At 63.7% G+C, this 26,018-nt stretch carries 25 protein-coding genes and 1 other RNA gene; 9 read left to right on the forward strand and 17 right to left on the reverse strand.

The genetic code is table 11. The features are described 5' to 3' along the window. Positions 1–9 precede the first annotated feature (9 nt). The 7 genes from ASD04_RS05575 to ASD04_RS05605 all read right to left on the reverse strand — a co-directional run bounded on the left by ASD04_RS05575 (position 10) and on the right by ASD04_RS05605 (position 5,892). Positions 10–1,092 carry a protease modulator HflC gene (locus ASD04_RS05575; RefSeq protein ID WP_056253775.1) on the reverse strand — a complete coding sequence of 361 codons (1,083 nt, stop codon included), beginning with the start codon at positions 1,090–1,092 and terminating at the stop codon, positions 10–12. Between the two features lie 3 nt (positions 1,093–1,095). Beyond that, on the reverse strand, positions 1,096–2,199 hold the full coding sequence (gene hflK / locus ASD04_RS05580) for an FtsH protease activity modulator HflK (protein ID WP_056253777.1): 1,104 nt from the start codon (positions 2,197–2,199) through the stop codon (positions 1,096–1,098). A 62-nt stretch (positions 2,200–2,261) separates the two neighbouring features. Then, positions 2,262–2,786 carry a dihydrofolate reductase gene (locus ASD04_RS05585; protein ID WP_056253782.1) on the reverse strand — a complete coding sequence of 175 codons (525 nt, stop codon included), beginning with the start codon at positions 2,784–2,786 and terminating at the stop codon, positions 2,262–2,264. Continuing rightward, positions 2,783–3,268, reverse strand: a complete 486-nt coding sequence (locus ASD04_RS05590; protein ID WP_056253785.1) for a GNAT family N-acetyltransferase — start codon at positions 3,266–3,268, stop codon at positions 2,783–2,785. The genes ASD04_RS05585 and ASD04_RS05590 overlap by 4 nt, the downstream gene beginning before the upstream one ends. Before the next feature lie 94 nt (positions 3,269–3,362). Next, positions 3,363–4,367 (reverse strand): DUF4424 domain-containing protein, encoded by a 1,005-nt coding sequence (locus tag ASD04_RS05595; protein WP_056253787.1) that lies wholly within the window; start codon positions 4,365–4,367, stop codon positions 3,363–3,365. 136 nt (positions 4,368–4,503) lie between these two features. Then, complete coding sequence (locus ASD04_RS05600; protein WP_056253791.1) at positions 4,504–5,298, reverse strand: thymidylate synthase; 795 nt, start codon at positions 5,296–5,298, stop codon at positions 4,504–4,506. Between the two features lie 9 nt (positions 5,299–5,307). After that, positions 5,308–5,892, reverse strand: coding sequence for a DUF1003 domain-containing protein (locus ASD04_RS05605; RefSeq protein ID WP_056253794.1), 585 nt, complete (start codon positions 5,890–5,892; stop codon positions 5,308–5,310). 130 nt (positions 5,893–6,022) lie between these two features. Between ASD04_RS05605 and ASD04_RS05610 the strand changes: the two genes are divergently transcribed. Together ASD04_RS05610 and ASD04_RS05615 are read left to right on the forward strand one after the other, a co-directional pair. After that, positions 6,023–6,421, forward strand: a complete 399-nt coding sequence (locus ASD04_RS05610) for a RidA family protein (protein WP_056253798.1) — start codon at positions 6,023–6,025, stop codon at positions 6,419–6,421. Beyond that, positions 6,418–6,657 (forward strand): YdeI/OmpD-associated family protein, encoded by a 240-nt coding sequence (locus tag ASD04_RS05615; RefSeq protein WP_056253801.1) that lies wholly within the window; start codon positions 6,418–6,420, stop codon positions 6,655–6,657. The genes ASD04_RS05610 and ASD04_RS05615 overlap by 4 nt, the downstream gene beginning before the upstream one ends. Before the next feature lie 4 nt (positions 6,658–6,661). On the opposite strand, the gene ASD04_RS05620 is transcribed toward ASD04_RS05615, so the two are convergent. Next, positions 6,662–7,198 carry a thermonuclease family protein gene (locus ASD04_RS05620; RefSeq protein ID WP_056253804.1) on the reverse strand — a complete coding sequence of 179 codons (537 nt, stop codon included), beginning with the start codon at positions 7,196–7,198 and terminating at the stop codon, positions 6,662–6,664. A 93-nt stretch (positions 7,199–7,291) separates the two neighbouring features. On the opposite strand from ASD04_RS05620, the gene ssrA reads away from it, so the two are divergent. The 3 genes from ssrA (at position 7,292) to ASD04_RS05630 (ending at position 8,472) form a co-directional block, all read left to right on the forward strand. Continuing rightward, positions 7,292–7,648: a transfer-messenger RNA gene (gene ssrA / locus ASD04_RS19075) on the forward strand. Positions 7,649–7,751: 103 nt separating this feature from the next. Next, on the forward strand, positions 7,752–8,243 hold the full coding sequence (locus ASD04_RS05625; RefSeq protein WP_056253807.1) for an SspB family protein: 492 nt from the start codon (positions 7,752–7,754) through the stop codon (positions 8,241–8,243). Between the two features lie 10 nt (positions 8,244–8,253). Continuing rightward, the gene (locus tag ASD04_RS05630) at positions 8,254–8,472 is read left to right on the forward strand and encodes a ribbon-helix-helix domain-containing protein (protein WP_056253810.1); all 219 of its coding nucleotides are present in this window, start codon (positions 8,254–8,256) and stop codon (positions 8,470–8,472) included. 6 nt (positions 8,473–8,478) lie between these two features. Here ASD04_RS05630 and ASD04_RS05635 read toward each other — a convergent pair whose 3' ends face one another. Continuing rightward, positions 8,479–12,117, reverse strand: a complete 3,639-nt coding sequence (locus ASD04_RS05635; RefSeq protein ID WP_056253813.1) for an AsmA family protein — start codon at positions 12,115–12,117, stop codon at positions 8,479–8,481. 153 nt (positions 12,118–12,270) lie between these two features. After that, positions 12,271–14,442: an esterase-like activity of phytase family protein gene (locus ASD04_RS05640; RefSeq protein WP_056253816.1), complete on the reverse strand. Its 2,172-nt coding sequence runs from the start codon at positions 14,440–14,442 to the stop codon at positions 12,271–12,273. A gap of 201 nt (positions 14,443–14,643) precedes the next feature. Between ASD04_RS05640 and ASD04_RS05645 the strand changes: the two genes are divergently transcribed. Beyond that, positions 14,644–16,986: a UvrD-helicase domain-containing protein gene (locus ASD04_RS05645; protein ID WP_056253820.1), complete on the forward strand. Its 2,343-nt coding sequence runs from the start codon at positions 14,644–14,646 to the stop codon at positions 16,984–16,986. A 132-nt stretch (positions 16,987–17,118) separates the two neighbouring features. Here ASD04_RS05645 and ASD04_RS05650 read toward each other — a convergent pair whose 3' ends face one another. Further along, positions 17,119–17,541, reverse strand: a complete 423-nt coding sequence (locus ASD04_RS05650; protein ID WP_056253824.1) for a hypothetical protein — start codon at positions 17,539–17,541, stop codon at positions 17,119–17,121. A gap of 158 nt (positions 17,542–17,699) precedes the next feature. Between ASD04_RS05650 and ASD04_RS05655 the strand changes: the two genes are divergently transcribed. Beyond that, positions 17,700–18,017 (forward strand): heavy metal-binding domain-containing protein, encoded by a 318-nt coding sequence (locus ASD04_RS05655; protein ID WP_056253829.1) that lies wholly within the window; start codon positions 17,700–17,702, stop codon positions 18,015–18,017. Here the strand turns inward: ASD04_RS05655 and ASD04_RS05660 are convergent. Next, on the reverse strand, positions 18,014–18,304 hold the full coding sequence (locus ASD04_RS05660) for a putative quinol monooxygenase (RefSeq protein WP_056253830.1): 291 nt from the start codon (positions 18,302–18,304) through the stop codon (positions 18,014–18,016). The two genes, ASD04_RS05655 and ASD04_RS05660, sit on opposite strands and share 4 nt — an antisense overlap. Before the next feature lie 209 nt (positions 18,305–18,513). On the opposite strand from ASD04_RS05660, the gene ASD04_RS05665 reads away from it, so the two are divergent. After that, positions 18,514–19,386 (forward strand): 50S ribosomal protein L11 methyltransferase, encoded by an 873-nt coding sequence (locus ASD04_RS05665; protein WP_056253834.1) that lies wholly within the window; start codon positions 18,514–18,516, stop codon positions 19,384–19,386. Positions 19,387–19,555: 169 nt separating this feature from the next. On the opposite strand, the gene ASD04_RS19960 is transcribed toward ASD04_RS05665, so the two are convergent. Both ASD04_RS19960 and ASD04_RS19965 read right to left on the reverse strand, forming a co-directional pair. Beyond that, entirely contained in the window at positions 19,556–19,687 is a 132-nt protein-coding gene (locus ASD04_RS19960; protein WP_263574796.1) for a hypothetical protein, read from the reverse strand. Between the two features lie 122 nt (positions 19,688–19,809). Continuing rightward, the gene (locus tag ASD04_RS19965; RefSeq protein ID WP_280137667.1) at positions 19,810–19,944 is read right to left on the reverse strand and encodes a hypothetical protein; all 135 of its coding nucleotides are present in this window, start codon (positions 19,942–19,944) and stop codon (positions 19,810–19,812) included. A 110-nt stretch (positions 19,945–20,054) separates the two neighbouring features. Between ASD04_RS19965 and ASD04_RS05670 the strand changes: the two genes are divergently transcribed. Next, positions 20,055–21,878: an aminopeptidase P family protein gene (locus tag ASD04_RS05670; protein ID WP_056253837.1), complete on the forward strand. Its 1,824-nt coding sequence runs from the start codon at positions 20,055–20,057 to the stop codon at positions 21,876–21,878. Positions 21,879–22,022: 144 nt separating this feature from the next. Here the strand turns inward: ASD04_RS05670 and ASD04_RS05675 are convergent, their stop codons facing one another. Genes ASD04_RS05675 through ligA form a run of 3 tightly spaced genes read right to left on the reverse strand, consistent with a single transcriptional unit; the run spans position 22,023 to position 26,007 of the window. Then, on the reverse strand, positions 22,023–22,487 hold the full coding sequence (locus ASD04_RS05675) for a DUF3828 domain-containing protein (protein WP_056253839.1): 465 nt from the start codon (positions 22,485–22,487) through the stop codon (positions 22,023–22,025). A 14-nt stretch (positions 22,488–22,501) separates the two neighbouring features. Beyond that, positions 22,502–23,788, reverse strand: a complete 1,287-nt coding sequence (locus ASD04_RS05680; RefSeq protein WP_156461128.1) for a hypothetical protein — start codon at positions 23,786–23,788, stop codon at positions 22,502–22,504. Between the two features lie 11 nt (positions 23,789–23,799). After that, the gene (gene ligA, locus ASD04_RS05685) at positions 23,800–26,007 is read right to left on the reverse strand and encodes an NAD-dependent DNA ligase LigA (protein ID WP_056255430.1); all 2,208 of its coding nucleotides are present in this window, start codon (positions 26,005–26,007) and stop codon (positions 23,800–23,802) included. Between the last annotated feature and the right edge of the window lie 11 nt (positions 26,008–26,018).

Raw genomic sequence — 26,018 nt, forward strand, 5'->3', positions numbered from 1 at the left:
CGGAAGCGCTTACTGCGCTGCTGGGGCCGGTTCCTCGGCAGGTGCGGGAACCTCGGTGCCTACTGTCGGCGCCAATTCCGATCCGTCTTCCAGCGTGATGCTGGGAACGGTGGTCTCCTCGATGCCGAGGCCATCAAGCGCCGGCTCGTCGGTCTGCGGAGCCGTGATCGGCGGAGCGGTGGGCTGGATCGGGGGCGCCAGGTTGGTATTGGCTGGCGGGATCGAGCCGCCCGAACCGAAGTAGCGGAAGAACTCGCTATCGGGCGACAGCACCATGGTCGTGCCGGTGCCGGCCAGGGCGGTGCGGTAGGCTTCCATCGAGCGGAAGAACTCGAAGAATTCCGCATCCTGGCCATAGGCCGCCGCGAACAACCGGCTGCGCTCGGCGTCACCGGTACCGCGGATGATTTCCGAGTCGCGGGTGGCTGCCGCCACGATTTCCACGGCCTGGCGGTCGGCGATGGCGCGCAGGCTCTGTGCCTGTTCCTGGCCGCGAGCTCGCAGCAAGGCGGCTTCGGCAAGACGTTCGGCACGCATGCGCTCATAGGTGCGCTCGAACACATCGGCTGCCAGGTCGGTGCGCAGGATACGCACGTCGATGACCTCGATGCCGAGCTGCTCGACGTCCGGACGGATGAGGTCGCGGGCTTCCAGCATCATCTGCGGGCGCTGCTCGGAAAGGGCCGCGTTGAATTCGCGCAGGCCGTAGACCTGGCGCAGCACGGCGGCAAAGCGGGTGGCGATACGATCTTCCACCACCGCCAGTTGACCCTGGGCGCGTTCGCGGAACAGCCGCGGATCGGTGATGCGATAGGTGAGGAACGCATCGACTTCATAGAAGGCGCCGCCCGAAACCTGCACGCGCAGATCCTGGATGTCCTGGCGCAGCAGGCGATCTTCGATGATCTGCACGCTGTCCACGATATCGGTCGGAATCTTGAAGTAGATGCCCGGCTCGGTGCGAATATCGGTGATCTGGCCGAAACGGGTGACGATGGCCTGGTCGCGCTCGTTGACCACATAGATCGACGAGAAGAACACGTAGAGTGCGGCGAGCAGAACGACGCCAATAATGATCAGACGATTGTTCATGGCTCAGTTCCCCGTCGTCGTGGTGGTCGTGGCGCCGGGGCGCAATTCGGGCAACGGCAGGTAGGGGATGACCCCCTGGCCATTGGCGCCATTCTCGATCAGCACTTTCTCGGACCCGCCCAAAACCTCTTCCATCGTTTCGAGGAACAGGCGTTTGCGGGTCACTTCGGGGGCATTGACATATTCGGCATAGATAGCGTTGAAGCGCTCGGCCTCACCGGTTGCTTCCTGCACCACGCGATTGGTGTAGGCGGCGGCGTCTTCGCGCAAGGCTGCCGCACGGCCGCGGGCATCGCCCAGCAGCGTATTGGCATAGGAGCGCGCTTCTTCCTGCACACGGTCCTCGTCCTGCTCGGCACGCTGCACTTCGTTGAAGGCATCGGCCACTTCGGCCGGCGGCGCCGCGCCTTCGATCGAGATTTGGCTGACGGCAACGCCGAGGCCATAGCTGTCGAGAATGGTCTGGGTGATTTCCTGGACCTGGGATTCGATCCCCGCCTGGTCGTCACGGAACACGTCATTGGCCGGGCGACGGCCGACGACTTCACGCATGGCGCTCTCGGCGGCATTGCGCACCATGTCTTCGGGGTCGCGCACGTTGAACAGGTATTCGACCGGATTGGCCACTGCCCAGAACACCGAGAAACGGACATCGACGATGTTCTGGTCGCCCGACAACATCAGCCCGTCATCGCCATTGCTGCGGGAGCCGGCGGCGGCGGGGGAGCCGATCGTGGTCTGGTTGACCGTGACGGTGACGCGTTCGACCGTCTCGATGGGCCAGAGATGGAAATGCAGGCCCGGCATCGACAATTCGGGCTTGGGGGCGCCGAAGCGCAGCTCGACGCCGACTTCCTGCGGATCGACTGTATAGATCGAGTTGAGGGCCCAGAACGCCACGATGGCGAGTGCGCCGCCGATCAGCGCCCAGCGGCCGCCGGGAATACCACCGCGGAACTGGTCGCGGCCGCGGTTGAGAATATCTTCGAGATTGGGCGTATTGCCGCCACTGGGACGCCGTGGGCCACCACCGCCGCCAGGCGCCTGGCCCCAGGGACCGCCATTGTTATTGCGGCCACCCCCGCCTCCGTTACTCTCCCACGGCATCGCGTCCCTTTCGGATAATTTTCGTTTCGTTACGGACTTATATAGGTAAGGCCTTCATGCGATCAATGCGCGGCGGGCAGGCGACGCTCGTACACTTTGACGCGGTAGCTTGCCTCGTCCCTGGGAGAAGGCGTTACCTCGGGCAGGTCGACCACCGCCCATTGCTCCGGCTCGATCGCTGGAAACAGCACGTCTCCGGCAGGACTGAGGTCGATATGGGTGATGTAGAGCCGATCGGCGCGATCCATGAGCTGCGCGTAAAGCTCGCCTCCGCCGATGATCATGATTTCGTCAACACCGTCCGCCTGCGCGATTTCACGCGCCTTTTCCAGAGCCGCGTCGATGTCGTGGAAGACCAGCACGCCTTCAGCCTGGTAGCCCTGCCGGCGGGTAATGACGATATTGCTCCGCCCCGGCAACGGCTTGCCGACGGTCTCATACTGCTTGCGGCCCATGACGATGGGCTTGCCCATGGTGGTCTGCTTGAAGAATGCCATGTCGGACGGCACGCGCCAGGGGATGGCCTGGTCGCTGCCGATGACGCCGTTTTCCGCCACGCCGGCGATCATGGCGATCCTCACGCTCATGATGCCCCCAGTTTCAGCAGCGCCTCGCCATCGACCCGCACCTTGGTCCATTCGTCCTGCATCACGCCGCCCTGCGACTTGTAGAAGTCGATCGATGGCGCGTTCCAGTCGAGCACCCACCATTCGAAGCGGCCGAGACCCTCGGCCACGCAGCGCTGCGCCAGGTTGACCAGCAGCGCCTTGCCGATCCCCTTGCCGCGCATGGACGGATCGACGAACAGGTCTTCCAGCCAGATGCCATGCCGCCCCTGGAAGGTGGAATAGGTATAGAACCACAGCGTGAAGCCGACCGGCTTGCCGTCCCACTCGGCGATCTCGCAGAACACCTTCGGCTCGGTGCCGAACAGGTCGCGCAGGATATCGGCCTCGGTGGCCTTGGCCTCGTGGCTCAGCTTTTCATAGGCGGCCAGCGCTTCGATGAAACCGATGATGGTTGCGGCATCGGCGGACGTGGCGGGGCGAATGGTGAGTTGGTCAGTCATTGAACCTGCTTGGCACGACCTCGTGGTTCGACAGGTTCGCCATGAGGTCTATTCGGAAATCTCAGGAGACCTCGTCCTGAGCCTGTCGAAGGACTCATTGGCTCGGCTGGCGTTCGAGAATGAGAATATTCAGCTCTTCCTGCGGCCAGAAATCCTCCTTGACCATCTCGAAAGTGGTGGGCCCGATCTTCTTGACCCCTTCCCCGCAGAACGAGACCAGGTTATCGGCGCTGCCCTTGTCCACCACCAGGCGGAACTTGCCGATGCTGCCACCGCCCCAATTGCCGCCCGTGGTGAGGATGTAGGAAATCCAGCTTTCGAAGAAGGGCGCCGACCAGGGCTCGTCCGGATTGGTCAGTGTCGCCCGCACCGCCTTGAGGAAGCCTTCGTCGGTGCAATACTTGGTCTTGTATTCGGTGGCCGGGTCATAGCCCTCATAGGGTTCGCCAAGGAAACTGACGCCCACCGTGCCGCCGACGCTCGGCTTGTAGCGATGTTCCACCGTGACCGTCTCGCCGGCCGGGAAGTTTCCTTCCCAGGTGTAGGTCGCCTTGTAAGTCCATGCCGGCCAATAGTGTTTTTCCCAGCCCTCGCCGGCGTCATACTCGTCCGGCACCACCAGTCCCAGATGCAGCAGGCGCTCGATGGTCTGGTTGTCGAGCGCATCGGTCGCGTCGCTGGCGGCGCTGGTGATCGGCACTAGCGGCAGGCCCAGCTGTTTGATCGTCTTGGTGCGATCCACCCCGAAGGCATAGGCGTATTCGTGCAGTTCCGTATCGACATGCACGCCGTTGAGAGTGGTTTCGAACTGGAACAGGTTATCGTCCGGCCCCATCGGAAACGCCACGGGCGACCAGAAATTGGGCACGATATCGGGCATGGGAAACGCCACCAGGATAGTGTGGTCGGCCTGGCCGGTATTATTGAACTGGTAGACGACCCGGATCTCATCCTTGGAGATGAACAGCTCCTCGCTCTCCATCACGATATCCTGGTTGGTGATGAATTCGAGCCCGCCAGTGGTCAGCACCGCCGACGTGTCATTGGCGACAACAGGCACGGCAGCAAGCAACAGCCCGACAACCAGCACAGACCTCATCGCATCCTCCCGAATGATCGACGCCTCTGATCTAGCACGGTGTCATTCCCGCGAAAGCGGGAATCTCCCGTCAGCCGGTTGCAAAAGTGGGATTCCCGCTTTCGCGGGAATGACGCCGAGATTGGAACGGTTAGACCTATACCGCGACCGCAGCCTTGATATGGGGATGCGGATCGTAGCCCTCGAACGCAAAATCCTCGAACACGAAATCCTCCAGCCGCGTCACGTCAGGATTGATCTTCAGCACCGGCAGCGGCAGCGGTTCGCGCGTCAGCTGCAGTTGGGCCTGCTCGAAGTGGTTCGAATAGAGATGCACGTCACCAAAGGTGTGGACGAAGTCGCCCACCCCCAGCCCCGTCACCTGCGCCACCATATGGGTCAGCAGCGCATAGGACGCGATATTGAACGGTACCCCGAGGAAGGTATCGGCCGACCGCTGGTAGAGCTGGCAGCTCAGCTTGCCATTGGCCACGTAGAACTGGAACAGGCAATGGCACGGCGGCAGCGCCATCTCGTCCACCTCGGCCGGGTTCCAGGCCGAAACGATATGCCGGCGCGAATCCGGCTTGGTGCGGATGGATTCGATCACATTGGCGAGCTGGTCGATCTTGCGCCCGTCCGGCGCCGGCCAGCTCCGCCACTGCGAGCCATAGACCGGGCCGAGGTCGCCGTTCTCGTCGGCCCACTCGTCCCAGATCCTGACGCCGCGCTCCTGCAGCCAGCGCACATTGGTCTCGCCGCGGATGAACCACAGCAGTTCATAGATGATGGATTTGAGATGCAGCTTCTTGGTCGTCAGCAGCGGGAAACCCGCATTGAGGTCGAACCGCATCTGGTAGCCGAACAGCGAGCGCGTGCCGGTGCCGGTACGGTCGGCCTTGTCGGCGCCATGTTCGAGAATGTCGCAAAGGAGTTTGAGATAGGGCTGCATGGCCGCAACCTAGCTTGATTCGCCCCACTCCGGGGCCGGCGCCAGGTGCGTTTCCACCAGGCGCGACAGGAGCGCGATCTGCTCCTGCTGCTTGGCCAGCAATTGCCTCAATTCATCATTTCGAAGCTGATCGACTTTGTCATGCAGAGCCATAATCTCGATTTCCGCCTTGAGGTTGCATTCGTAGTCGTGGCCGGTAACCAGCCTGTCCTTGGCCGCCTGCCGGTTCTGGCTCATCATGATGACGGGCGCCTGCATGGCGGCCAGCATGGATAGCAGCAGATTGAGGAAGATGAAGGGATAAGGGTCGGGAGCCGACCGGCTCAGCAAAAGGTTGGTCACGACCCAGGCCACAAGGACCACGCCGAAGCCGATGAGGAAGGTCCAGGAGCCGCCAAAAGACGCAACCGCGTCTGCCAGCCGCTGTCCGAACGTGGATTTTTCATCGAAGACCGTGCTGGTATCGACCGAAAGTGCCCTTTTGGTAATGGCCTGCTCCAGGACATCGCGCTCCCGATCGGTCAGTGTGGCTTCGCCTTTGCCGAGGAAGCGTTCAGCGGCGTGGATGAGTTTATTGGCAGACGTATCGGTCATGATGAACCTCACACATGTTTGGCGGGTCGAGAGGCAAAGTCAAAAATGGTAATAGAATACCACCACGCCTGATGACCAACACTGTCAGCAGGCCAGGCTACACCGGCCGTGACGCAAAAGGAGGACGACCATGTCCGTTGAATACATCAATCCCGCTGGTATGCATAAAAGCCCCATATACTCCCAGGGAATCATCCTGCCGGCCAACGCCCGGCTATTGCTGATCGGTGGACAGAACGCCTTCAACGAAAAGGGCGAGATCGTCGGCAAGGGGGACGTCGCCGCACAGACAAGGCAGGCGCTGGACAATCTGCAAAAGGTGCTCGCCGCTGCCGGCGGGCGCCTGGAAGACCTGGTCAAGACCACCATCATCATGCAGCAGGATATCGACCTGGGCGCCGCCTTCGGCGTGTGGATGAGCGTCTGGGGCCAGCGGCCCAACCCGCCAACCGTGACGGGCTTCCGCGTCGCCGGTCTCGCCAATCCCGATTTTCTCATCGAGATCGAGGCACAGGCGGTACTGCCATGAGCCCCGTCCTCCGTCCCCTGCGCAAGCGCGAGGAGATGCCCGATTTCGTTCGGGATGCCCTCGAAAAGCGCGGGTTGCGCGAGAAATACGATGCCCGCCCGCCCTATCAGCGCAACGACTACCTGTTGTGGATCAACAAAGTCCGGCTCGAATCCACCAAGCTCAAGCACCTGGCGCAGATGCTCGACGAGCTGGAGGCCGGCGGCGTCTATATGGGCATGGCCTGGAAGGGCTGACTTGTTAGCACCAGTTCTCCTTGTGGCCCCGCCAGGTATGCGCCAGCCCCTCGGCCACCAGCGTATCGCCGATCGAGCGGCCGTCGCGGACCACGATTCGCAGCTTGCGGCCATAGACGTCCTCGTCCCGGTCGATGGGCACCAGTTCGAACGGCCCGGCGCTGAGCAGGTCGCGCAGACGCGCGGCGGCACGCCGGCCCAGTGCCGCTTCGGCGGCGCAGCCCGGCGAACTCACCTCCGGGGTGTTGAAGTCGGCAATACGGATCTTGGTGCCGTCGAGCCAGAACGTGTCGCCATCCACCACGCAATCGATCCGGATGCTGCCGGCACAAACGGCAAAATTCTGTGGCGCCGCTGTCCTGGTTCCCTGCACCGCCGGCGCATCGAGCAGCCGCGCGAGGCCCGTATCGGGCAATGACGCCAGCAAGGTGCCACCCAACCCGCCGGCAAGAAGAAACGCCGGAGCGAGCATCCAGATCGATATCGGCTGACGGCTGCGCGTGCGCACCGCCAGCCGCAACGGCGTTCTCGAACTTGCCATGGCCACCTCCCTCCCCGGGGAATGGCAGCATGGCGGGGAAGCGTTAAGCCGGGTTCAACACCTAGGGGACAATACGCGGCGTGGCATTGCCCGTGATTTGCATCCCGCCCCGACCGCGCCTATATAGGGAATGCTCGCAAGAGCTATGGCGATAAACGGTCATCGTAATAAACCTTTCGGACCCGGGGGCAGTACCCGGCGCCTCCACCATCTACCCCTGCCAGGGGCAGCCAATGGGGGCGAAACAGGATCGACGAGGGCGTAAAGGGTGTGCTTTTGCTCGGTGAGGTACCACCGTTATCGGTCCAAAACTTATAGTTGCAAATGACAACCATAAGGCTCCGGTCGCTCTCGCCGCGTAAGCGGTGCTAGCACTGGGAATTTAAGTCCTCCACCCCTAGCCGGGTGACAGGCGGGGTTCGCAGGCACCTGGCAACAGAAGCCTGCACTTCCCATTCTCAGACTGCGCGCGCCTTTGTTCTTGAATTCTCGTGGAACGTGAGGCTGATATGGGCCGTTCGGGATTCTATCCCAGAAGACTGGAAGGTAGCCGATGGCCGAAGACCACATGCGATACGACATTCTCGCCCAGGAAGCCCTGCGCGGCGTCGTGCGCAAGGTACTGGCCGAGGTCGCCAAGACCGGCCTGCCCGGCGAGCATCACTTCTTCATCTCCTTCGTCACCCGCGCGCCCGGCGTGCGCCTGAGCGAGAAACTGCTCGGCCAGTACGACAAGGAAATGACCATCGTCATCCAGAACCAGTATTGGGACCTCAAGGTCAACGAGACCGGCTTCGAGGTCGGCCTCAGCTTTGATGGTATCCCCGAAACGCTGGTGATCCCGTTCTCGGCGGTCAAGGGCTTCTTCGACCCGTCCGTCCAGTTCGGCCTGCAGTTCGACCCGGCGACCGCACCGGGTGCAGCGGCCGTCGAGGCCAAGGCCGACGCCGATGTCGAAGCCGCCGCCGGGACCGATGCCGCCGATGGCGAGGAAAAGCCCGGCGAAAAAGTCGTCAGCCTCGACGCTTTCCGCAAGAAACCCTGACAAGTCCCTGATGGACAAGCGTTCCCTGTCCATCGCAGGTCATCGCACCTCCATCGCGCTGGAGCCCGAATTCTGGGCCGCGCTGGAAGCCATGGCCGCCGAAAAATCCCTGACCATGGCGGGCCTGATTCGTGCCATCGACGAAAACCGTGAAACCGCCAACCTGTCCTCGGCGGCGCGGCTTGCCGTATTGCGCTGGTATCAGGGCAAGGTCGGCCAAAGCGGCTGAATCGCCCTAGAACAGCGGCTGGTTCACGCCTGAGCCGATGGGCTGATTGACCACGGGCGGCAGGCCCAGGTCCAGCGGCCCTTGGATCGGCTGGGTCGGCAGCGTCTGGATCGACGGGCTGGTCTGGGGTGCCTGCTGTTGCTGCAGCCGCAGCGCTTCTTCCTCCGCGGCCTGTCGGGCCGCCTCTTCGGCGGCAAGCCGCGCCGCTTCCTCGGCGGCACGGCGGCGCTGTTCCTCGATCAGGCGGTTGCGCTCCTCGGCGGCGGCGCGCTGGCGCTCCGCATCCTCGGCGCGCAGGATTTCGAGCCGGTCCACTTCCAGTTCATTGGCCCGCACCATCACCGCCGCCACCATCTCGCCCAGATCCAGCGTCACCTCAGGCGCCAGCAGCGTGCCGGCCAGCCGCGTGATGATACGCGACGTATCGGGACCGACGAGACCACCTTCATCCGCGAAGTCCCGTGGGGTCATCACGAACCCGCCGCCGAGACCCAGGTCGGCCAGCGTCAGGTTGATATCCCCGGCCAGCCTGGCCCCCTCGCCATCGACGATGAAATTGGCCAGCCGCACCACGCCCCCGGCTATCGAGAATGCGCCGGTGGCCGTCGGGGCGGTAAGCGGGCCTCGCCCCAGTGCCAGCCCCATAATGGTGCTCATGGCGTCGGGCTCCATTTCGAGCACACCATCGAGCCCGGCCACGGTGGGGTAGATCTCGGGCGACATCTGATCGATCGTCAGGCCGGTCAGCGTGAAATTGCCCTCGCCCGCCATGACGCGCATCGCCTCCGCCAGGCTGGCGCCGGTGGCCTCGAAACGCAGCCCGCCATCGAGCACGCCGTCGAGCATAGCGGCGACGGCCGGCGGCGCGATCACCGCAATTGGCGCCGCCGTCAGGCTCACGCGCCCGCTCACGGTCTTGTCGACCAGCGGGCCGGCACAGCAGACCGTGACATCGAGACCGACCGTGCCCAGGTCCGCCACCGCCTCGAAGCGAGCGAGCCGTGTCCGCGTCTCGTCCCAGCTCAATTCGAAGCTGGTCTTGCCCAGCCGTTCGACACCGCCAGCCGCCAGCGCACCGGCCGTCACAGCCACCGTGCCGCGTGTCTGACGGGCGCTCCCGCCGAGCGAAATCGGTCCCTCGGGCCAGACCTCGCTGCCGCCGACCAGTGCCGCCGGGCCGAACAGCGTCACTGCCAGCCCTTCGGCCGACACCAGGTCCACCGCGATATCGCCTGCCACGGCCGCCGTGCTGCCGGTGCGCGACAGCGACAGCTCGCCGGCAAAGCCGGTCTCGCCTGATGTTCCGCTGATTTCGGTCAGCCGTGCCAGCCGCTCACCCTCGAAATGCAGTTGCGCGCTGCCCTTTGCCATCGGCAGTGTCAGGCCGCGCGCGCCGACGATCCGCGCCAGCCCGCCGGCATCGGCCAGCGCAATGTCCAGCCGGCCCGTGCCTTGGATTTCGCCATTGTCCAGCGACAGCAGATTGCCGGCATAGCTGATGCTCTCACCGCCCAGGCTTGCCGTGACGGTGCTGTCGAGGCTGTTGCTCGGCGCGCCCTCTAGGCTCAGGCTCACCAGCATGGAGCCATCCCCCGCAAAGAGCGGAATATCGCCAAGCCCGATCTGCCGGGTTAGCCCGGCAATATCGGTGGATTCGAGCCCCATCGTGACCCGCAGCGGCGCCGTGGCCAGCGTCCCGATGCCAGCCCCGAGTTCGGCGCGCATATTGAACTTGCCCACGCCCAGCGAGCCCGCCAGCGTCACCGTCTGCCCGCCATCCACCGGCTCGCCGAGGTCGACCAGCAGGTCTGCCGGGGCGGACAAGGCCAGTGCGTCGCGCCAGCTTTGCGGCACATCGAGCAGGCTGTAGAAGCGCGCCAGGGCGGGTGCGTCGCCCGCATCGATCCGCACCATGCCCGAGCCGAAAATATCAGGCGCGGCGGCCGTGCCCCCCGCCGTCAGGGTCGCGTCGAATCCGACGCCCCCCCAGTCATCGGCGGATAGCCGCGAAAAGCTCACTTCGCCGCCGCGCCATTGTCCCTCCGCCACGAGGCCCGTTCCATCGAGCCCCAGCACGCGGGCGCCCTTGCTGGTCAGCGAGAAGCTGCCATAGGGAAAGCTGATGCCAAAGGACGGTTCGGCCACGATATCGGGCAGCAAAGCCGCGACCATCGCGCTGCCCCTCGCGCCCAGCTCATCGAAATGCGCCACCAGGTCGAGCCGCTTTTCCTCGCCGAAGCCGAGGCGGACTTCGACACCATGCGGGCGCTCGTTGAGCGTCAGCACGCCGTTGACGAGCCCCAGAGCATCGCCCGCCAGCATGACGCGCCCACTGAGCGCACCGGGTTCGTTGAACAACGCATTGCCCTCATCCGCCTTGCGCCAGAGGGCGGCCAGGCCATCGAGCCGGGCACTTGCCAGCGAAACATCGCCGCTGAAGGCCGGGCGCCCGCTTTCACTGGTCAGTTGTCCGTTGATCCGCAACTCGGTATCGCCAGGCAGTTGGGCGATGAATTGCTCGATCTGCCATGCCGAACCATCGGTCCGCGCATCCATGAGGACATTGCGCAGAGCAAAGCCGCGCAGACCCACTTCGGCCAGGTCGATCCCCACCCGGCCCGCCATGGGCGGAATGATCGGCGCGGGCAGTTCCGAGAGCAGCCGCACCGCCTCATAGGGCAAGGTGGTCGCGTCCTCCTTGGCATCGCGCGGCGACAAGGAGAACACGCCGCCCGAAATCACCGCGTCGAAGCTCCTGACATCGCCGAGTTGGATGCTCGCCGCGCCGGTCAGTCGCGTGCCGGCCCGGTTCTCGTCCGGCCGCAGCGTATAGCCCGAGAGCACGATGCGGTCGGTCGAGCCGGTGACCTTGCTTTCCAGCACCAGATCGCCGCGAATATCGGTCGCGACGTCGGTTGCCGGCGGCCTCTGGCGATAGACCATGTCCCCGTCGAATTTGGGCGCCATGCCGGGCGCCAGCAGCCCCTCCAGCGACAGCGAGAACGCATTCGACACCGGCTGCAGGAACAGCGACACCCGCGCCTTGCCGGCCTCGTCGACCATGCCCGAATTGAAGCGTACGCCATAAGGCTCGTTGCGATAGCTCCCATTGCCCTGGAACGAGAACGGGCCGCTGAAACTGGCGAGGCGCAAGTCCCCGCTGACCGCGTTGGCGACGAAATTCTCGCCCGACCGGCGGTCCATCAGCCGCACCGTGGCATCGATGACCGTCGTCTGCCCCAGGCCTACCCCACCGGTGCCGGATGCCAGGGCGACCCCGCTGCCGAAAAAACCGCTTTCGTCGATGGTGAAATCGACCACCGGACGGCGCAGTACCAGGCGGGTAACATTGTAATTGTCGCGCAGGAAATCCATCAGCGAGAATTCGGCCTCGACGCTGTCCACCGTCGCAGCCGGCTCCTCGGGCGAACCCACCAGCACGTCGGAAAACCGCAGGCGCGGCTGCGGCAGCAGCGTGAAATCGATATCGCCCCGCACCGTGACCGGCGTGCCGAGAACATCAGTCGCCAGCTCTTCCATCCGCCCGCGATAATCGCTCCAGCGAATGAAATGCGGCGCGATGAACGCGCCGGCCAGCACGATGATCGCCAGCAGGCCGACGACGATGTAGATGCGATTGAGCACTGTGCGTGACTATCCGATTTCCCGCGGCAGAGTGTAGGCATGCGGGCTTTCGGCGCAACCCCGCCATTGCCTCGATACATATGAGATTTGTCCCGCCCAAAACGAAGCGGCCGGACCTTTCGGCCCGGCCACTCTCATCGCGGTTGCAATGCCTTACAGCGCGCCGATGGACCAGAAGAAGGTCTCGCCCGAGCTGTCGTCGACGCCGTCATTGTCGGTGATCACGAAGCCGTTGCCGGCAGCATCGACAGCGAAGCTCTCGACCTTGTCGACCACATAGCCATTATTGGCGGCGAGATCGGGCACGAGGTCACGCACCAGTTCCTTGCCGACGGTGGGCAAATTGCCGCCGAGTTCGGCCGGAACCAACGCGGTCACCGGCACGCGGTAGAGCGCCTTGAGCTTGGCGTTGCCGGCGATCTGGTTGTCGCGCTCGATGATATAGGCGTAGTCACCATGGACGGTGATTTCGCTCAGGCCCACCCAGCCGCCTTCCGGCGCCTTTTCGAGCGGGTAGCGTACCGCGCCCCATTCTTCGGTGTCGGTATTGTAGGAGACGAGCTTCACGAAGCCCTTCTCGTCATCCTTCCACTCGCGCTGGATGGCGATCCACAGCGTATCGCCGATCCTGGCCACGCCTTCGGCACCCGACCGGGTTTCACCGGCCAGCAGAGCCGCCGGATAGGCGATCTCGTCTTCGATCTCGCCCTCGGCATTGACGTGGTAGAGCGCATGCGGGGTCAGCTTGCCCGTATCGCCTTCCGAAGCCAGCCAGAAACCGCCCTCGCCGTCCAGCGTGATGCCCTCGAGGTCGAGCTTCTGTGCCGGAACGCCATCGCGGGTCACCACGGTCTTCTTGACGATGCGGGCCGGCTTGGCGGTCGCGTCGATGGTGTAGATTGCGGCTTCCGTGAAGGCGCTGTCGCTGACGGCATAGATAATGCCCGGCTTTTCGGCGTCGCCCACGGCGCCCGAAAGCGCGGCCCAGCCGATCGGCCTCCCGTCGGCATCGAGGTCCGAGATGATCTGCGGATAGGCCGGCTCGCTTTCGCTGAGCGCGAAGATCATGACATGGGCGCCGGCCAGCCCATCGGGGCTGAGGTCGGTTTCATTGGCCGTCACGTAGAGGTTGCGCGACGGAATGGCCAGCGCGCCTTCCGGGCCAAGGCCCGAGGGAACTGACTGCCAGTATTCCGGCACATCGCCGGTATCCTTGTAGATGGCGACCAGCGAGGAGCGCTCCTGATTGACGAAGATGAACCTGGTCTCGCCGAACGTGCCGACTTCCATGCCTTCGGGCTCGACGCCCTTGGCGTCCGAACGGCCTTCCGGATAATGGCCGAGCTGCGCCGCGATATATTCCATCGACGGACCACTTTCGTAGAGCTCGGTGCCGTCCTTGTGGAAAATGGTGAAGCCGCGCGAGCCGCCTTCATAATCGCCCTCATTGGCGATGATGATGCGATTGTCGTCGAGCCACTGCACGGCATCGGGCTCGCGTTTGCGGCCCGGCTGGCTCTCGGTGAAGCTGAGGCGGCCGTCTTCGGTCGCGTCGACCCCTTCGAGATCGACCGTACCAGCGCTGAAATCATTGATGATTTCGCCGGTTTCGCCATTGAGGATGACGATGTGGTTGTTTTCCTGCAGCGTCACGGCCAGTTCGTTGAGGCTGTTGAAGTCGGTATATTCCGGCTCGGCATCTTCGGCTGCGAAGTCGGCGACGCCAGCCAGTTCGGTGACGCGCATTGTGCCGCAATCGACCGTGCCATCGGCGACGTCGAATAAGGTGATATTGCCGCTCGGCAGTTGCGGGATCGCGCCGTCATTGAACTCTTCATTGCGCTGGTTTTCCATCGAGATGGCGATCAGCGAGGCATCCATATTCTTGGCGATGGCGTCGGGCTGGCCGCCCAGATCGCAGGTGACCTCGATGGTCTTGCTGGCGATGTCGATGACCGAGAGATAGCCGGTTGGCGCGGTGAAATCCTCGGTCGTGTCCGAAGTCACCAGTGCCTTGCCGCCGATAACGGCAACCGAGGTCGGGCCGCCCTCGAGCGCCACGAAGCCGGCCGGCTTGGGCGCGGCCGGATCGGTGATATCGACAAAGCCGATGCCGCCCAGCAGGGCATTGGAATAGACCAGCGTCATGCCGTCTTCGGTGGCGGTGATGATTTCGGCCGAATTCTCGACACCGGCTTCGGAGTCGGGATTGTTCAGCGCCACCGGAAAGCTGGCAATGCGGTTGAAATATTCGGCGGCGGTGACCGAAGCCGTCGTGGCCAGCAATGCGGCGGTGATCGCAACCAGATGTCTTGGCTTAAGCATGATGGAGCCCCTGTTGGAATAGGCTCCGCTTAGGGCGGCCGAAAGACAGCGACGTGACACAGCCATGACGGATCGGTGACAGGCCGCCGTTCTATACACCGGGCGTGCCAGACCCTATATTGCCGACGAGAACAAAATAAGATTCGTCAATCCCCGCGCTGCGTCTGCCGGCCCCGGCACGCGGCGATGGAAAGGCCCCTAATGCCCGGTGTACCCCACCCAATCGACCGCCCGTCATCAGGGCCGATCACCAGCCAGTTCGGCCGGAGCCAGGCGCCTGATTACCTCAAAGGTCTCAATGAGGAGCAGCGCGAGGCGGTGCTGACTATCGACGGACCATTGCTCGTCCTGGCGGGCGCCGGCACCGGCAAGACGCGCGTGCTGACGACGCGCATCGCCCATATCCTCACCACCAAGCGCGCCTGGCCGTCAGAAATCCTCTCTGTGACCTTCACCAACAAGGCCGCCCGCGAGATGAAGGAGCGCATTGGCCACCTCGTCGGATCAGGCGTCGAGGGCATGCCGTGGCTGGGCACCTTCCACTCCATCGGCGCCCGCATCCTGCGCCGCCATGCCGAACTGGTGGGGCTCAGGTCCGATTTCACCATTCTCGATACCGACGACCAGATCCGCCTCATCAAGCAGCTTCTCGATGCCGAAAATATCGACGAGAAGCGCTGGCCGGCCCGCCAGTTTGCCGGGATGATGGACACTTGGAAGAACCGTGGCCTCTTGCCCAGGGACGTGTCGCCTGCCGATAGCGGCTCCTACGCCAATGGCCGGGGCGCCAAGCTCTATGGCGACTATCAGGCCCGGCTCAAAGTGCTCAACGCCGCCGATTTCGGCGACCTGCTGCTCGAAAACATCCGCCTGTTTAGGGAATATCCGGATGTGCTGGCCGACTATCATCGGCGCTTCAAATACATGCTGGTAGACGAATATCAGGACAGCAACGTCGCCCAATATCTCTGGCTGCGCCTGCTGGCGCAGGGCAAGCCCGCCAGCGAAGCCAATATCTGCGTCGTCGGCGACGATGATCAGTCCATCTATGGCTGGCGCGGCGCCGAGGTCGACAACATCCTGCGCTTCGAGAAGGATTTTCCCGGCGCCAGGGTCATCAAGCTGGAGCGCAATTATCGGTCCACCGGCAACATCCTCAAGGCCGCCTCCTCCGTAATCGCCTTCAACGAAGATCGCCTGGGCAAGACACTGCACAACGACACTGTCGAAAAAGGCGAACTGCTTTCCGTCACCTCATTGTGGGACAGCGAGGAGGAAGCCCGTACCGTCGGCGACGAAATCGAGAACTATCAGCGCCAGGGCGAACCCCTCAACTCCATGGCCATCCTCGTCCGCGCCTCGCACCAGATGCGCTCCTTTGAGGAACGCTTCATCACGCTGGGCCTGAATTACCGGGTCATTGGCGGCCCGCGCTTCTACGAACGCAAGGAAATCCGCGACGCTATCGCCTATCTGCGCGTCGTCTCCAACCCATCCGATGGCCTGAGTTTCGAGCGCATCGTCAACGTGCCCAAGCGCGGCCTCGGCGATAGCACCGTACAGATTCTCTACAATGCCTCGCGCTCGGCCAATGTGTCATTGCTGGCAGCCACGCGCATGCTGCTCGAAACCGAAGAGCTAAAGCCCAAGCAGCGCACCACCCTGCGCGAGCTGGTGGCCCAGTTCGATCATTGGTCGGCCCGCCTGCAGTCGCTGCCGCATTGGGAGCTCGCCCAGCAAATCCTCGACGAGAGCGGCTACACCGCCATGTGGCAGGCCGACAAATCGCCGGACGCCCCGGGGCGCCTCGAAAACCTCAAGGAACTCGTGCGTTCCATGGAAGACTTCGAGACGCTGGGCGGCTTTCTTGAACACATCTCGCTGGTGATGGATCGCGACACGGCCGAGGCCGAAGACGCCGTCTCCATCATGACGCTGCACTCGGCCAAGGGCCTCGAATTCGACACCGTCTTCCTGCCCGGCTGGGAGGAAGGCCTGTTCCCCAGCCAGCGCACCATGGACGAAAGTGGCCGCGCCGGTCTCGAGGAGGAGCGGCGCCTGGCCTATGTCGGCATCACCCGCGCCCGCAAGCGCGCCCGGCTATCGGTGGCGCAGAACCGCCGCATCAACGGCCTCTGGCAATCGGCCATTCCATCCCGCTTCCTCGACGAACTCCCAGCCGACGCCGTCGAGGTCAAGGATACCGGCTCATCCTATGGCGGCTACGGCTATGGCGGCGGTGCCAGCAGCCGCTTCAACAAGGCCGACCCCTTCGAAAGCGTCTACGAGACGCCCGGCTGGCAGCGCGCGCGCAACCAGCAGGCCAATCGCAAGAGCGCTGGCCCGCTCACCATCGAGGGCGACCTCGTCGCCCGCTCTGTCGATCTCGGCAATGACCGCTCGGCCTTCGGCCTCGGCGAACGGGTGTTCCACCTCAAATTCGGCTATGGCGCGATCATCGACATCGAAGGCAACAAACTCAGTATCGAATTCGAGAAGGCCGGACGGAAAAAGGTGCTGGAGAGCTTTATCAAGAAGGCTTGAGTGCCACGCCCTCGTGGTTCGAGGCTCGCAAGAGCTCGCACCTCGCCATGAGGCTACTTATGGCTCGGTGTATCAGTAGCCCTCATAGTGAGGTGCGCTTCTTCAGCGCCTCGAACCACGAGGGCGTCCCGCCTAAGGAAACCGCTTCCCGATCTCCGCCAGATAGGCCCTGGCCAGCGTCCCGAACCGCTCCGCGTCCAGCGCGATCGTCTGCCCCACCGCGATGCCCACGGCCGATTTGTCCGCCTTGTACTTGATCGTCTTGTTCTCCCTAAGCACCCCATCATGCTCCATGATGGAATCGCTCAGCATCCGCACTTCGTTGAGCGGATTGCCATCCTTGCCTTCGGCGCCGCGCATGCGATGCATGAAGTGGTGGTCGAGGACGAGCAGCATGCTGTTGAAATAGCCCGGCGCGAAGGCCGCAAGGGCGGCTTCGGCCTTGGCATTGCCCTTCACGGCAGTAGCGAGGGCAGCATAGGCGGCCAGTTGTTCCTCCACCTTGGCGGCGGTGAGCTGCACATAGACTTCCGGATAGCTGGTTACGGCGAGCACGGCGAAACATCCCCTGTCTGCGGCCGGACCATCCGGCTTTTAACCCTTGTCGTCCAGCTTGCGCGGACTTCGACATTTTGACCAAAGATTTCTGGCCGCATCTTCCGCCGCGCCAACACCAGCCCTATCTTCTCGCGCAGCACAACAGGAGAAGCCGCATGATCATCTCGACCACGCCCACGCTCGAAGGCCGTCCCGTCCGCGACTATCTCGGCATTGTCACCGGCGAGGTGATCGTCGGCGCCAATATCTTCAAGGACCTGTTTGCCAATATCCGCGACATCGTCGGCGGCCGGGCCGGCGCCTATGAAGGCGCCCTGCGCGATGCGCGCCGCCAGGCCTATGAGGAGTTGCGCTACGAAGCCGAGCGCATGGGCGCCGATGCGATCGTCGGCGTCGATCTCGACTACGAAGTGGTCGGCCAGGGCGGCTCCATGCTGATGGTGTCGATCTCGGGAACGGCGGTGAAGCTCTAAAGCCCCACCCCGCCCAGCGGTTCGGTCTCGAAGCGCTCGCCGAAGCCGGCGATCAGCGGGCGGGCGCGGGCGATGGTGGCTTGTACCTGGGGCAATTGCAGCGAACCGGCATGGCTTTCCTTGCTGTCCCAGGCCTCGGTGATCCAGAGTCCATCCTCGCTCGCTGGATCGCGTGCGATGATGTAGCTCAGGCAACCGGGCATGGTGCCGACATTTTCGAGCAGGATGGCCAGCAATTCCTCGCGCTTGCCCGGCGCCGCCAGCATCTTGCCGATCAATCCATACATTCCTCTCCTCCGTTCGAATCTACACTGCCCCGCCAGCGCGGGGATAAGTCAGATTGACCTTGCAGCGGACATGGCGCAACTAGAGCCGTTCAACGTTTCCTTGAAACGCTGAACGATCTCTAAGTCTTTGTATTGTCGCGTTTTCGAACCGGAAAAGTGCTATCCACCTTTCCTGAAAACGCTCCAGGCTCGGAACAAAGGAATTTGCCATGGCTGTGGACCAGCTCTCTTCCATTCCGCTCACCAAGGACCAGGCCTATGCGCTGGTCGATGCCGTGATGGAACGCGACGACCTGGCGCTGACCGCCTCGGCGCATGAAAATGAAGAGACCGGCGAATGGATTTTCGAGGCGACCTGCGACAGCCCACCCGATGTCGACTCCTTTGTCGAGCTCGCCCGGCAAACCCTTGGTGGCGCCGTGGAATTTTCGGTGGCGCCGATCGACCCGGAGATCAACTGGGTGGCCAAATCGCTGGAGGGCCTGGCTCCGGTCATTGCGGGGGGATTCTACGTCTATGGCAGCCACGAGACCGGGCCGGTTCCGGGCGGGCTGACGCCGATGAAAATCGATGCAGCCCAGGCCTTTGGCACCGGCCACCACGAAACCACGACCGGGTGTCTCGAAGCCATCGACAAGGTGCTGAAGCGCAAGCGGCCGCGCTACATGATCGATGTCGGCACCGGGACCGGGGTGCTGGCCATCGCGCTGGCCAAGCGGACGCGGACAACGGTCATCGCCAGCGATATCGACCCGGTTTCGGTGACCACCACGATCGACAATGCCGCGCAGAACGGGGTGGGCAAGCACATCATCGCGCTTGAGGCGACGGGCGTAAACCACCCGACCATAACGCAGAATTCGCCTTACGACCTCATCGTCGCCAATATCTTGGCGGGTCCACTGATGGCGCTGGCGCCGTCCATCGGCCGCATTGCCGGCAAGGGCGCGACAGTGATCCTGTCGGGAATTCTGGAGCATCAGGCGCGCGGCGTCATCAATGCCTATGCCCGCCAGGGCATGGTGCTGAACCAGAAATTGCAGCGCAAGGACTGGACCACGCTAATCCTCGAAATGCCGTAGCGCGAAGGCCGAATTGGTTAGCAGACTGTTAGCGTTTGACGAAGGCGGCGCGTAAATCGCGAGGGGCGGCACCGAAGCCCTGCAGGGATGTCTGAGGGCATCCCGGAAAAGCAAAATCCCCGAAGCGGGCTCCGGGGATCGACAGATCGTCAGCAGTAAACTGCAGCGCTTATGGGCGCTTGGTGAATGCGCCGATCAGCTGATGCTGCATGCGATAGCTGACCTGGCGGCTCGATTCACGGCCGCGGGCGTCGATGACGGATCCCAGGGCCTTGCGGAAATCGTTCTTGCTCTCGGTCATTTCAGTCTCCATGCACTTGCGACGAGGGTCTGTTGCCTTTCGTCGAATGCTATCTAGGCGCTTGCGTAAGGTTTGGTTAGGCCTCTGCGGTCAGACCAGCCCTGCAAGACTCGCAAGTCCCGTTACCGCTTCGTTAATTTGCTGTTCAGCTTGCCGTATTCGCGCTCGTAGCGCGCGACATACTCGCGGGCCTGCCGCTCGCGGCCGGCGACCAGCGCGTCAAAAGCCCGCGTAAGGAAATTCTTGTCCTGTGCCATCTTCGCTCTCCTTGTTTCTGCAACTAAGTTGGGGAGCGGGCGGCGATTTGCCATAGCCCGATACCACACGCCAGCCATGACCGGAGCGCAATCCGGCCCGAGGAGCCGCCATGACCGCCCAGAGCTTTCCCCCCGCCGTATTCCAGAGCTTCGACGAGAAGTCCGACCGGAAGACGGTGGCGCCGCGCCTCACTGCCTTGCGGGCCGCCATGGCGAAGGCGGGGGTCGATGCGTTCCTGATCCCGCGCGCCGATGCGCATCGCGGCGAGTCGGTGCCCCCAGGCGACGCGCGGCTGGCCTATGTCACCGGCTTCACCGGCTCGGCCGGCCTGGCGGTGGTGGGTCCACGCAAGGCGGCTCTGTTCGTCGACAGCCGCTACACCCTGCAGGCGCCGGCCCAGACCGACACCGGCAAGGTCAAAGTGGTACAGACCGACCGTGGCGGCATGAACGAAACCGCCAGGACCGTCATCCCCAAGGGCGGAAAGCTGACCTATGACCCCTGGCTGCACACACCGGGCGAAGTGCGCGAAATGACGAAGCTGCTGGCGGGCCACGCGACGCTGGTGCCCAGCCCCAACCTGGTCGATGCCATCTGGCCTGACCGGCCCGGTGCCCCGGTGAGCCAGATCGAGTTTTTGGGGCATAACCGCGCCGGCCGGACTGCGCCGGACAAGATTGCCGAAATTCAGCATTCCATTGCCGCCGACCATGCCGATGCCGTGGTGCTGACGCTGCCGGAATCGATCTGCTGGCTGCTCAACATGCGCGGGCGCGACGTGCCCAATACGCCCTTCGTACTCGGCTTTGCCATCCTGCCCAAAAAGGGCCAGCCGACGCTCTATCTCGATCCGGCCAAGATCACCGATGAGTTGAAGGCGGCTCTGGCGGGCGTGGCGCGGGTGGCGAGCCGCAAGGCATTCCCTGCGGCGCTGGCCCGACTGGGCAAGGCCGGCAAGGCGGTGCTGGTCGATCCGGCCAGCGCGCCCGAAGCCATCGTCGCGGCGCTCAGGGATGCCGGGGCCAGGCTGGTGGAAAAGCGCGACCCGGTGCTGCTGCCCAAATCGCGCAAGAACCAGGCCGAGCTGTCCGGCATGCGCGAGGCGCATGCACTCGACGGGGTGGCTCTCGCAAAGTTCCTCGCCTGGTTCGACGATGCGGCGCCCAGAGGCGGGCTGACCGAAATCGGCATCGTCACGGCGCTCGAAGCCTTCCGCCGCGAGGAGGAGACCTGTGTCGATGCCAGCTTCGATACCATTTCGGGCGCCGGCCCCAATGGCGCCATTGTGCATTACCGGGTGACCGGCAAGACCGACCGCAAGCTCGCCCCCGGCGAACTGATGCTGGTCGATAGCGGGGCACAATACCTCTCGGGCACGACCGACATCACCCGCACCCTCAGCACCGGTAAACCCAGCGACGAGGAACGCGACCGCTATACCCGCGTGCTCAAGGGCATGATCGCTATTTCCATGGCGCGCTTCCCCAAGGGCACGACCGGCGGCCAGATCGATATTCTGGCGCGGCAATTCCTGTGGCAGGCGGGCGTGACCTACAATCACGGCACCGGACACGGCGTTGGCGCGTATCTGGGCGTACACGAGGGGCCGGTGGGGATTTCATCGCGCTACACGGCGCCGTTCGAGGTGGGCAACATCATCTCCAACGAGCCGGGCTACTACAAGACCGGCGCCTATGGCATCCGCATCGAAAACCTGATCACCGTGGTCGAAAGCGCCGAATTCCCTGGCTATCTCGAATTCGAGACGCTGACCCTGGCGCCCATCGACAAAAGGCTGATCCGCAAGTCGCTGCTGTCGGAAGCGGAGCGGGCCTGGCTCGATGGCTATCATCACCGGGTATGGAAAGAGATCGGGCCGCTGGTGAAGGGCAAGGTCAAGGACTGGCTGAAGGAGGCGACGGGGGCATTGTAGGCTCTTCACCTCTCCCTTGGGGGAGAGGTCGACCCGTCTTCGGGTCGGGTGAGGGGGCCTTACCCTTGCACCTCAGCCAGAAAAGGCCCCCTCACCCGGCGCTGCGCGCCGACCTATCCCCCAAAGGGAGAGGTTAAGGAGCCCTCAATACCCCGCCGCCGCCTCGGCGAAAATCTCGCTGAGCCGGTATTCATTGTCCGGATTGGTGGAGACCACATCGTCGATCTTCCAGCCGCCATCCTCCAGCACCAGGTCGTAGCTCAGGGCACGCGGCTCGCCGAAATTGCGGAAGGTGACGTCGACCGAGGCATAGTCGCCGGCAATGCCGGGGGTGCCGATATCAAGTTCGGTGATGTCGTAGTCCTGGCCGTCGATATAGGGATCGAAGCTGATGGCGCCCATTTCGCCCTCGCCGGCCAGTTCCACATCATTGTCATAGAGCGCCTGCAGCGCCCGCGAGCGGAACTGGCTTTCGTCCTCGGAGAACGTGCCGCTGAAATAGGGTTCATAGAAGGCTTCGAGCAGCGCCTGCGGCGTCTCGTAGGGCTGGGCGGCGGCAAGGCCGGTCAGGGCCAGGAACAGGCTGGTGGCGAGGGCGGCGAGCCGCATGGATATCTCCGGGGTCAATTGAACCAAAGGGCAAAGCCGGGCCAGTTTTCGCCGAAGACGCGGTTGGCGTCGGCAAAGGCCTGGGCATCGGCAATGGGGCCTTCCTTGATATAGGGCAGCGCGCCAAGGCCGGTGAACAGCATGACCAGGTCGGTCTCGGTGGCGGTATCGAAATAGGCCTTGAGATCGAAACCCTGCTTGAAGCGCCAATGCGGCAGCAGCAATTCGCCGGTTAGGATCCGGTCGAGCGTATCGAGCGTCGCCAGCCAGGCATCGACGGTCTCCTGCGTCACCGGCGTATCGGGCACCAGCGAGGTCTGCTGCGGGCCGGGCACCAGTTCGTGATCGTCGTCGGTTTCGGCCAGGATCATCTCCCAGTTCTTGCGCGACAGGGCGGTGATGGAGAGGAGGCGTTCGCGCACCCCGGCCAGTCGCGCCGCATCGGTCACCGGGAAATCCACGGTGTGGATGGCCGCGACGATATCGGCGATGAAGGTGTCGCTGTCGGGGTCCATGAACAGGGTGCCGCCGCGCGAATAATCCTGCATCGGCAGGCCGGCCTCGGGGAAGACCCGGTGCAGATAGGCGTCGTAGAATTGCGAGAAATCATGCGCCAGCAGCAGCTCGGCCGGGGTCGAGATAATGGTGCTGTAGCCGGCCAGCCAGATGGCGTCGGCATTGTCGAAGCCGATAGTCAGGTCGGGCGCGGCGGCCTCGGGCGGGGTCTTGTTCTTGCCTGATGGAGGCGGGCCGTCCGGCGCGGGAATGTCGGTGAATTCGCCGAGCGGAACGAGCAGCGAGGCCAGCGTTTCGCCCGCCTCGACAGTGCCATTGCCGTCGAGGTCGATGCGCACCTTGAGCGGATCGATGGGAATGACGAAATCGGTACCCACTTCGGCCATCTGGAAATGGCCGGCGGCCACATCGAGCGTGCTGGCGAAATCCTCGAGAATGGCCACCAGGCCATCATAGGTCAGCGGCTCCGGATCGGGATTGGCCGGGCGCGCCGGGGCATCGATGCCCATGCCGAACAGCATGGCCATGGCCGGCGAATTGGGCGCCGTCGCGCCATGGCGATAGAGCGCCTGCGCGGTGCGCTCATAGGCGGTGACCAGATCGAGCATGCCCAGCGCGAAACAGGCATCGGTGTGATATTCGTCGCAACGCTGCAGGGCCAGGTCGCCGATTTCGGCCAGCGTGCCATCATAGAGGCGCTGGGCGAGCTGGTCGCCGACCTCGGTGGCCGAGGTAGCGCCCGGCAGCAGCAGGGCGGCCATGGCCGCAACAGTCAGTCCCCTCATCGCGCTCTCCCCTATTTGCCGACGCGCTCGAACCATTCGTCCTCGGTAATCACCTCGACGCCCAGTGCCTCGGCCGATTTGAGCTTGGACCCGGCGCCGGGGCCGGCAATCAGGATATCGGTTTTAGCCGATACCGAGCCCGCCACCTTGGCGCCCAGCCTCTCGGCCATAGCCTTGGCTTCCGATCGTGTCATTTTTTCGAGGGAGCCGGTGAACACCACCGTCTTGCCGGCGACGACGCTGTCGGCCGAGACATTGACGATATAGGGCTTGGGGTGGACCTGGGCCAGCAGAGCATCGAGCACGTCGTCATTGCGCTGATTGCCGAAGAAACCGGCCAGCGCCTCGATCACAGTGCCGCCAATGCCGTCGACCGAGGGAAAAACGCTTTTGGGGTCTTCGGCGGCGGCGGTTTCCTTGCCTACCTTGATCAGCTCTTCCACCGTGCCGAAGGTGCGCGCCAGCGCGGCCGCGGTGGTTTCCCCGATATGGCGGATGCCCAGGGCAAAGATGAAGCGATCGAGCTCGGGGGTGCGGCGCGCGTCGATGGCGGCAAAGAGCTTGTCGAGGCCTTCGTAATTGCGGTCTTCCACCGCGCGGACATTCTTGCGCACCTTGCCCGAAGCGGCTTCGCGGATTTTTGCCTGTTCCTCGCGCCGCTCGGCCAGCGCCTGCTGCACGGCGGGGCGGCGCTCATGCAGGGTGAAGATATCGGCGGCGGTGCGGACCAGGCCCTTGGAGAAGAACAATTCGATATTCTCCGCCCCCAGCCCTTCGATATCCAGCGCCCCGCGCGACACGAAATGGCGCAGGCCTTCCACCGCCTGGGCCGGGCAGATCAGCTCGCCCGTGCAGCGGCGGCGGGAATCTTCCTTGCCGGTCTTTTCGTTGAGCTCGCGCGTGGCCGGCGATTTGCAGATCGGACAGATATGCGGGAATTGGTAGGGCACGGCATCGGCGGGGCGCTTTTCCAGCACCACGCGCACGATTTGCGGAATGACGTCCCCTGCCCGCTGGATGACCACGGTATCGCCGATGCGGATATCGATGGGCTCGTCGCCGCGGATCGGCAGGCCATTGCTGTCGATGCCGGCAATATAGTCCTCATTGTGAAGGGTGACATTCTCCACCACCACGCCGCCCACCGTGACCGGCTCCAGCCGCGCCACCGGGGCGAGCGTGCCGGTGCGGCCGACCTGGATATCTATGCGCTTGACCGTGGTGGTCGCCTGCTCGGCCGGGAATTTGTGGGCCACGGCCCAGCGCGGCTCGCCGGTGACGAAGCCCCAGCGGCGCTGCAATTCGAGCTGGTCGACCTTGTAGACCACGCCATCGATATCGTAGCCGAGCGAGGAGCGCTGCTCCTCGATCTTGCGGTATTGCGCGATGAGTTCGTCCACCGATTTCGCCCGCACCATCAACGGGGAAACTTCGAAGCCCCATTCGGCGAATTTCTGCACCGCGTCATATTGCGTCGCCGCCGGGTCCTCGGTGGTATAGCCCCAGGCATAGGCGAAGAATTTGAGGTTGCGGCTGGCGGTAACCGAGGCATCCTTCTGGCGCAGCGAGCCGGCGGCCGTATTGCGCGGATTGACGTAATCCTGCCCGCCGGCAGCGGCGGAGCGAGCCTTCAGCGCCTGGAATTCGGCATAGGTCATGTAGACCTCGCCGCGGATTTCGATGCTCTGCGGCCAGCCGGTGCCTTTGAGCTTTTCGGGAATGTCCTTGATGGTGCGCAGGTTGGCGGTGATGTCCTCACCCACCGCACCATCGCCGCGCGTCGCGCCCTGCACGAATATGCCATTCTCGTAGCGCAGCGAGGCCGAGAGGCCATCGATCTTGGGCTCGGCGGTGAAGGCGATTTCCAGCCCCTCGTCGCGCTGGAAGAAGCGCTGGCCGCGGGTGATGAAATCGACCACATCCTCATCGGTATAAGCCTTGGCGAGGCTGAGCATGGGCACGGCATGGCGCACCTTGGCAAAGCCCTCGGCCGGCGGCGCCCCCACGGATAGCGATGGGCTGTCCTCGCGCACCAGATTGGGGAAAGCCTCCTCGATGGCATCGTTGCGGCGGCGCATCGCATCATATTCTGCGTCGGTGATCTCGGGCGCATCGTTCTGGTGATAGGCGATATCGGCAGCGGCAATAGCCGCCGCGAGCCGCGCCAGTTCGGCATCGGCTTCCGGCTCGGTGAGATCGTCGACGGGCTTTTGGGACAGGTCGGTCATCT

This window comes from Devosia sp. Root436, assembly GCF_001426345.1.
Lineage (GTDB): Bacteria > Pseudomonadota > Alphaproteobacteria > Rhizobiales > Devosiaceae > Devosia.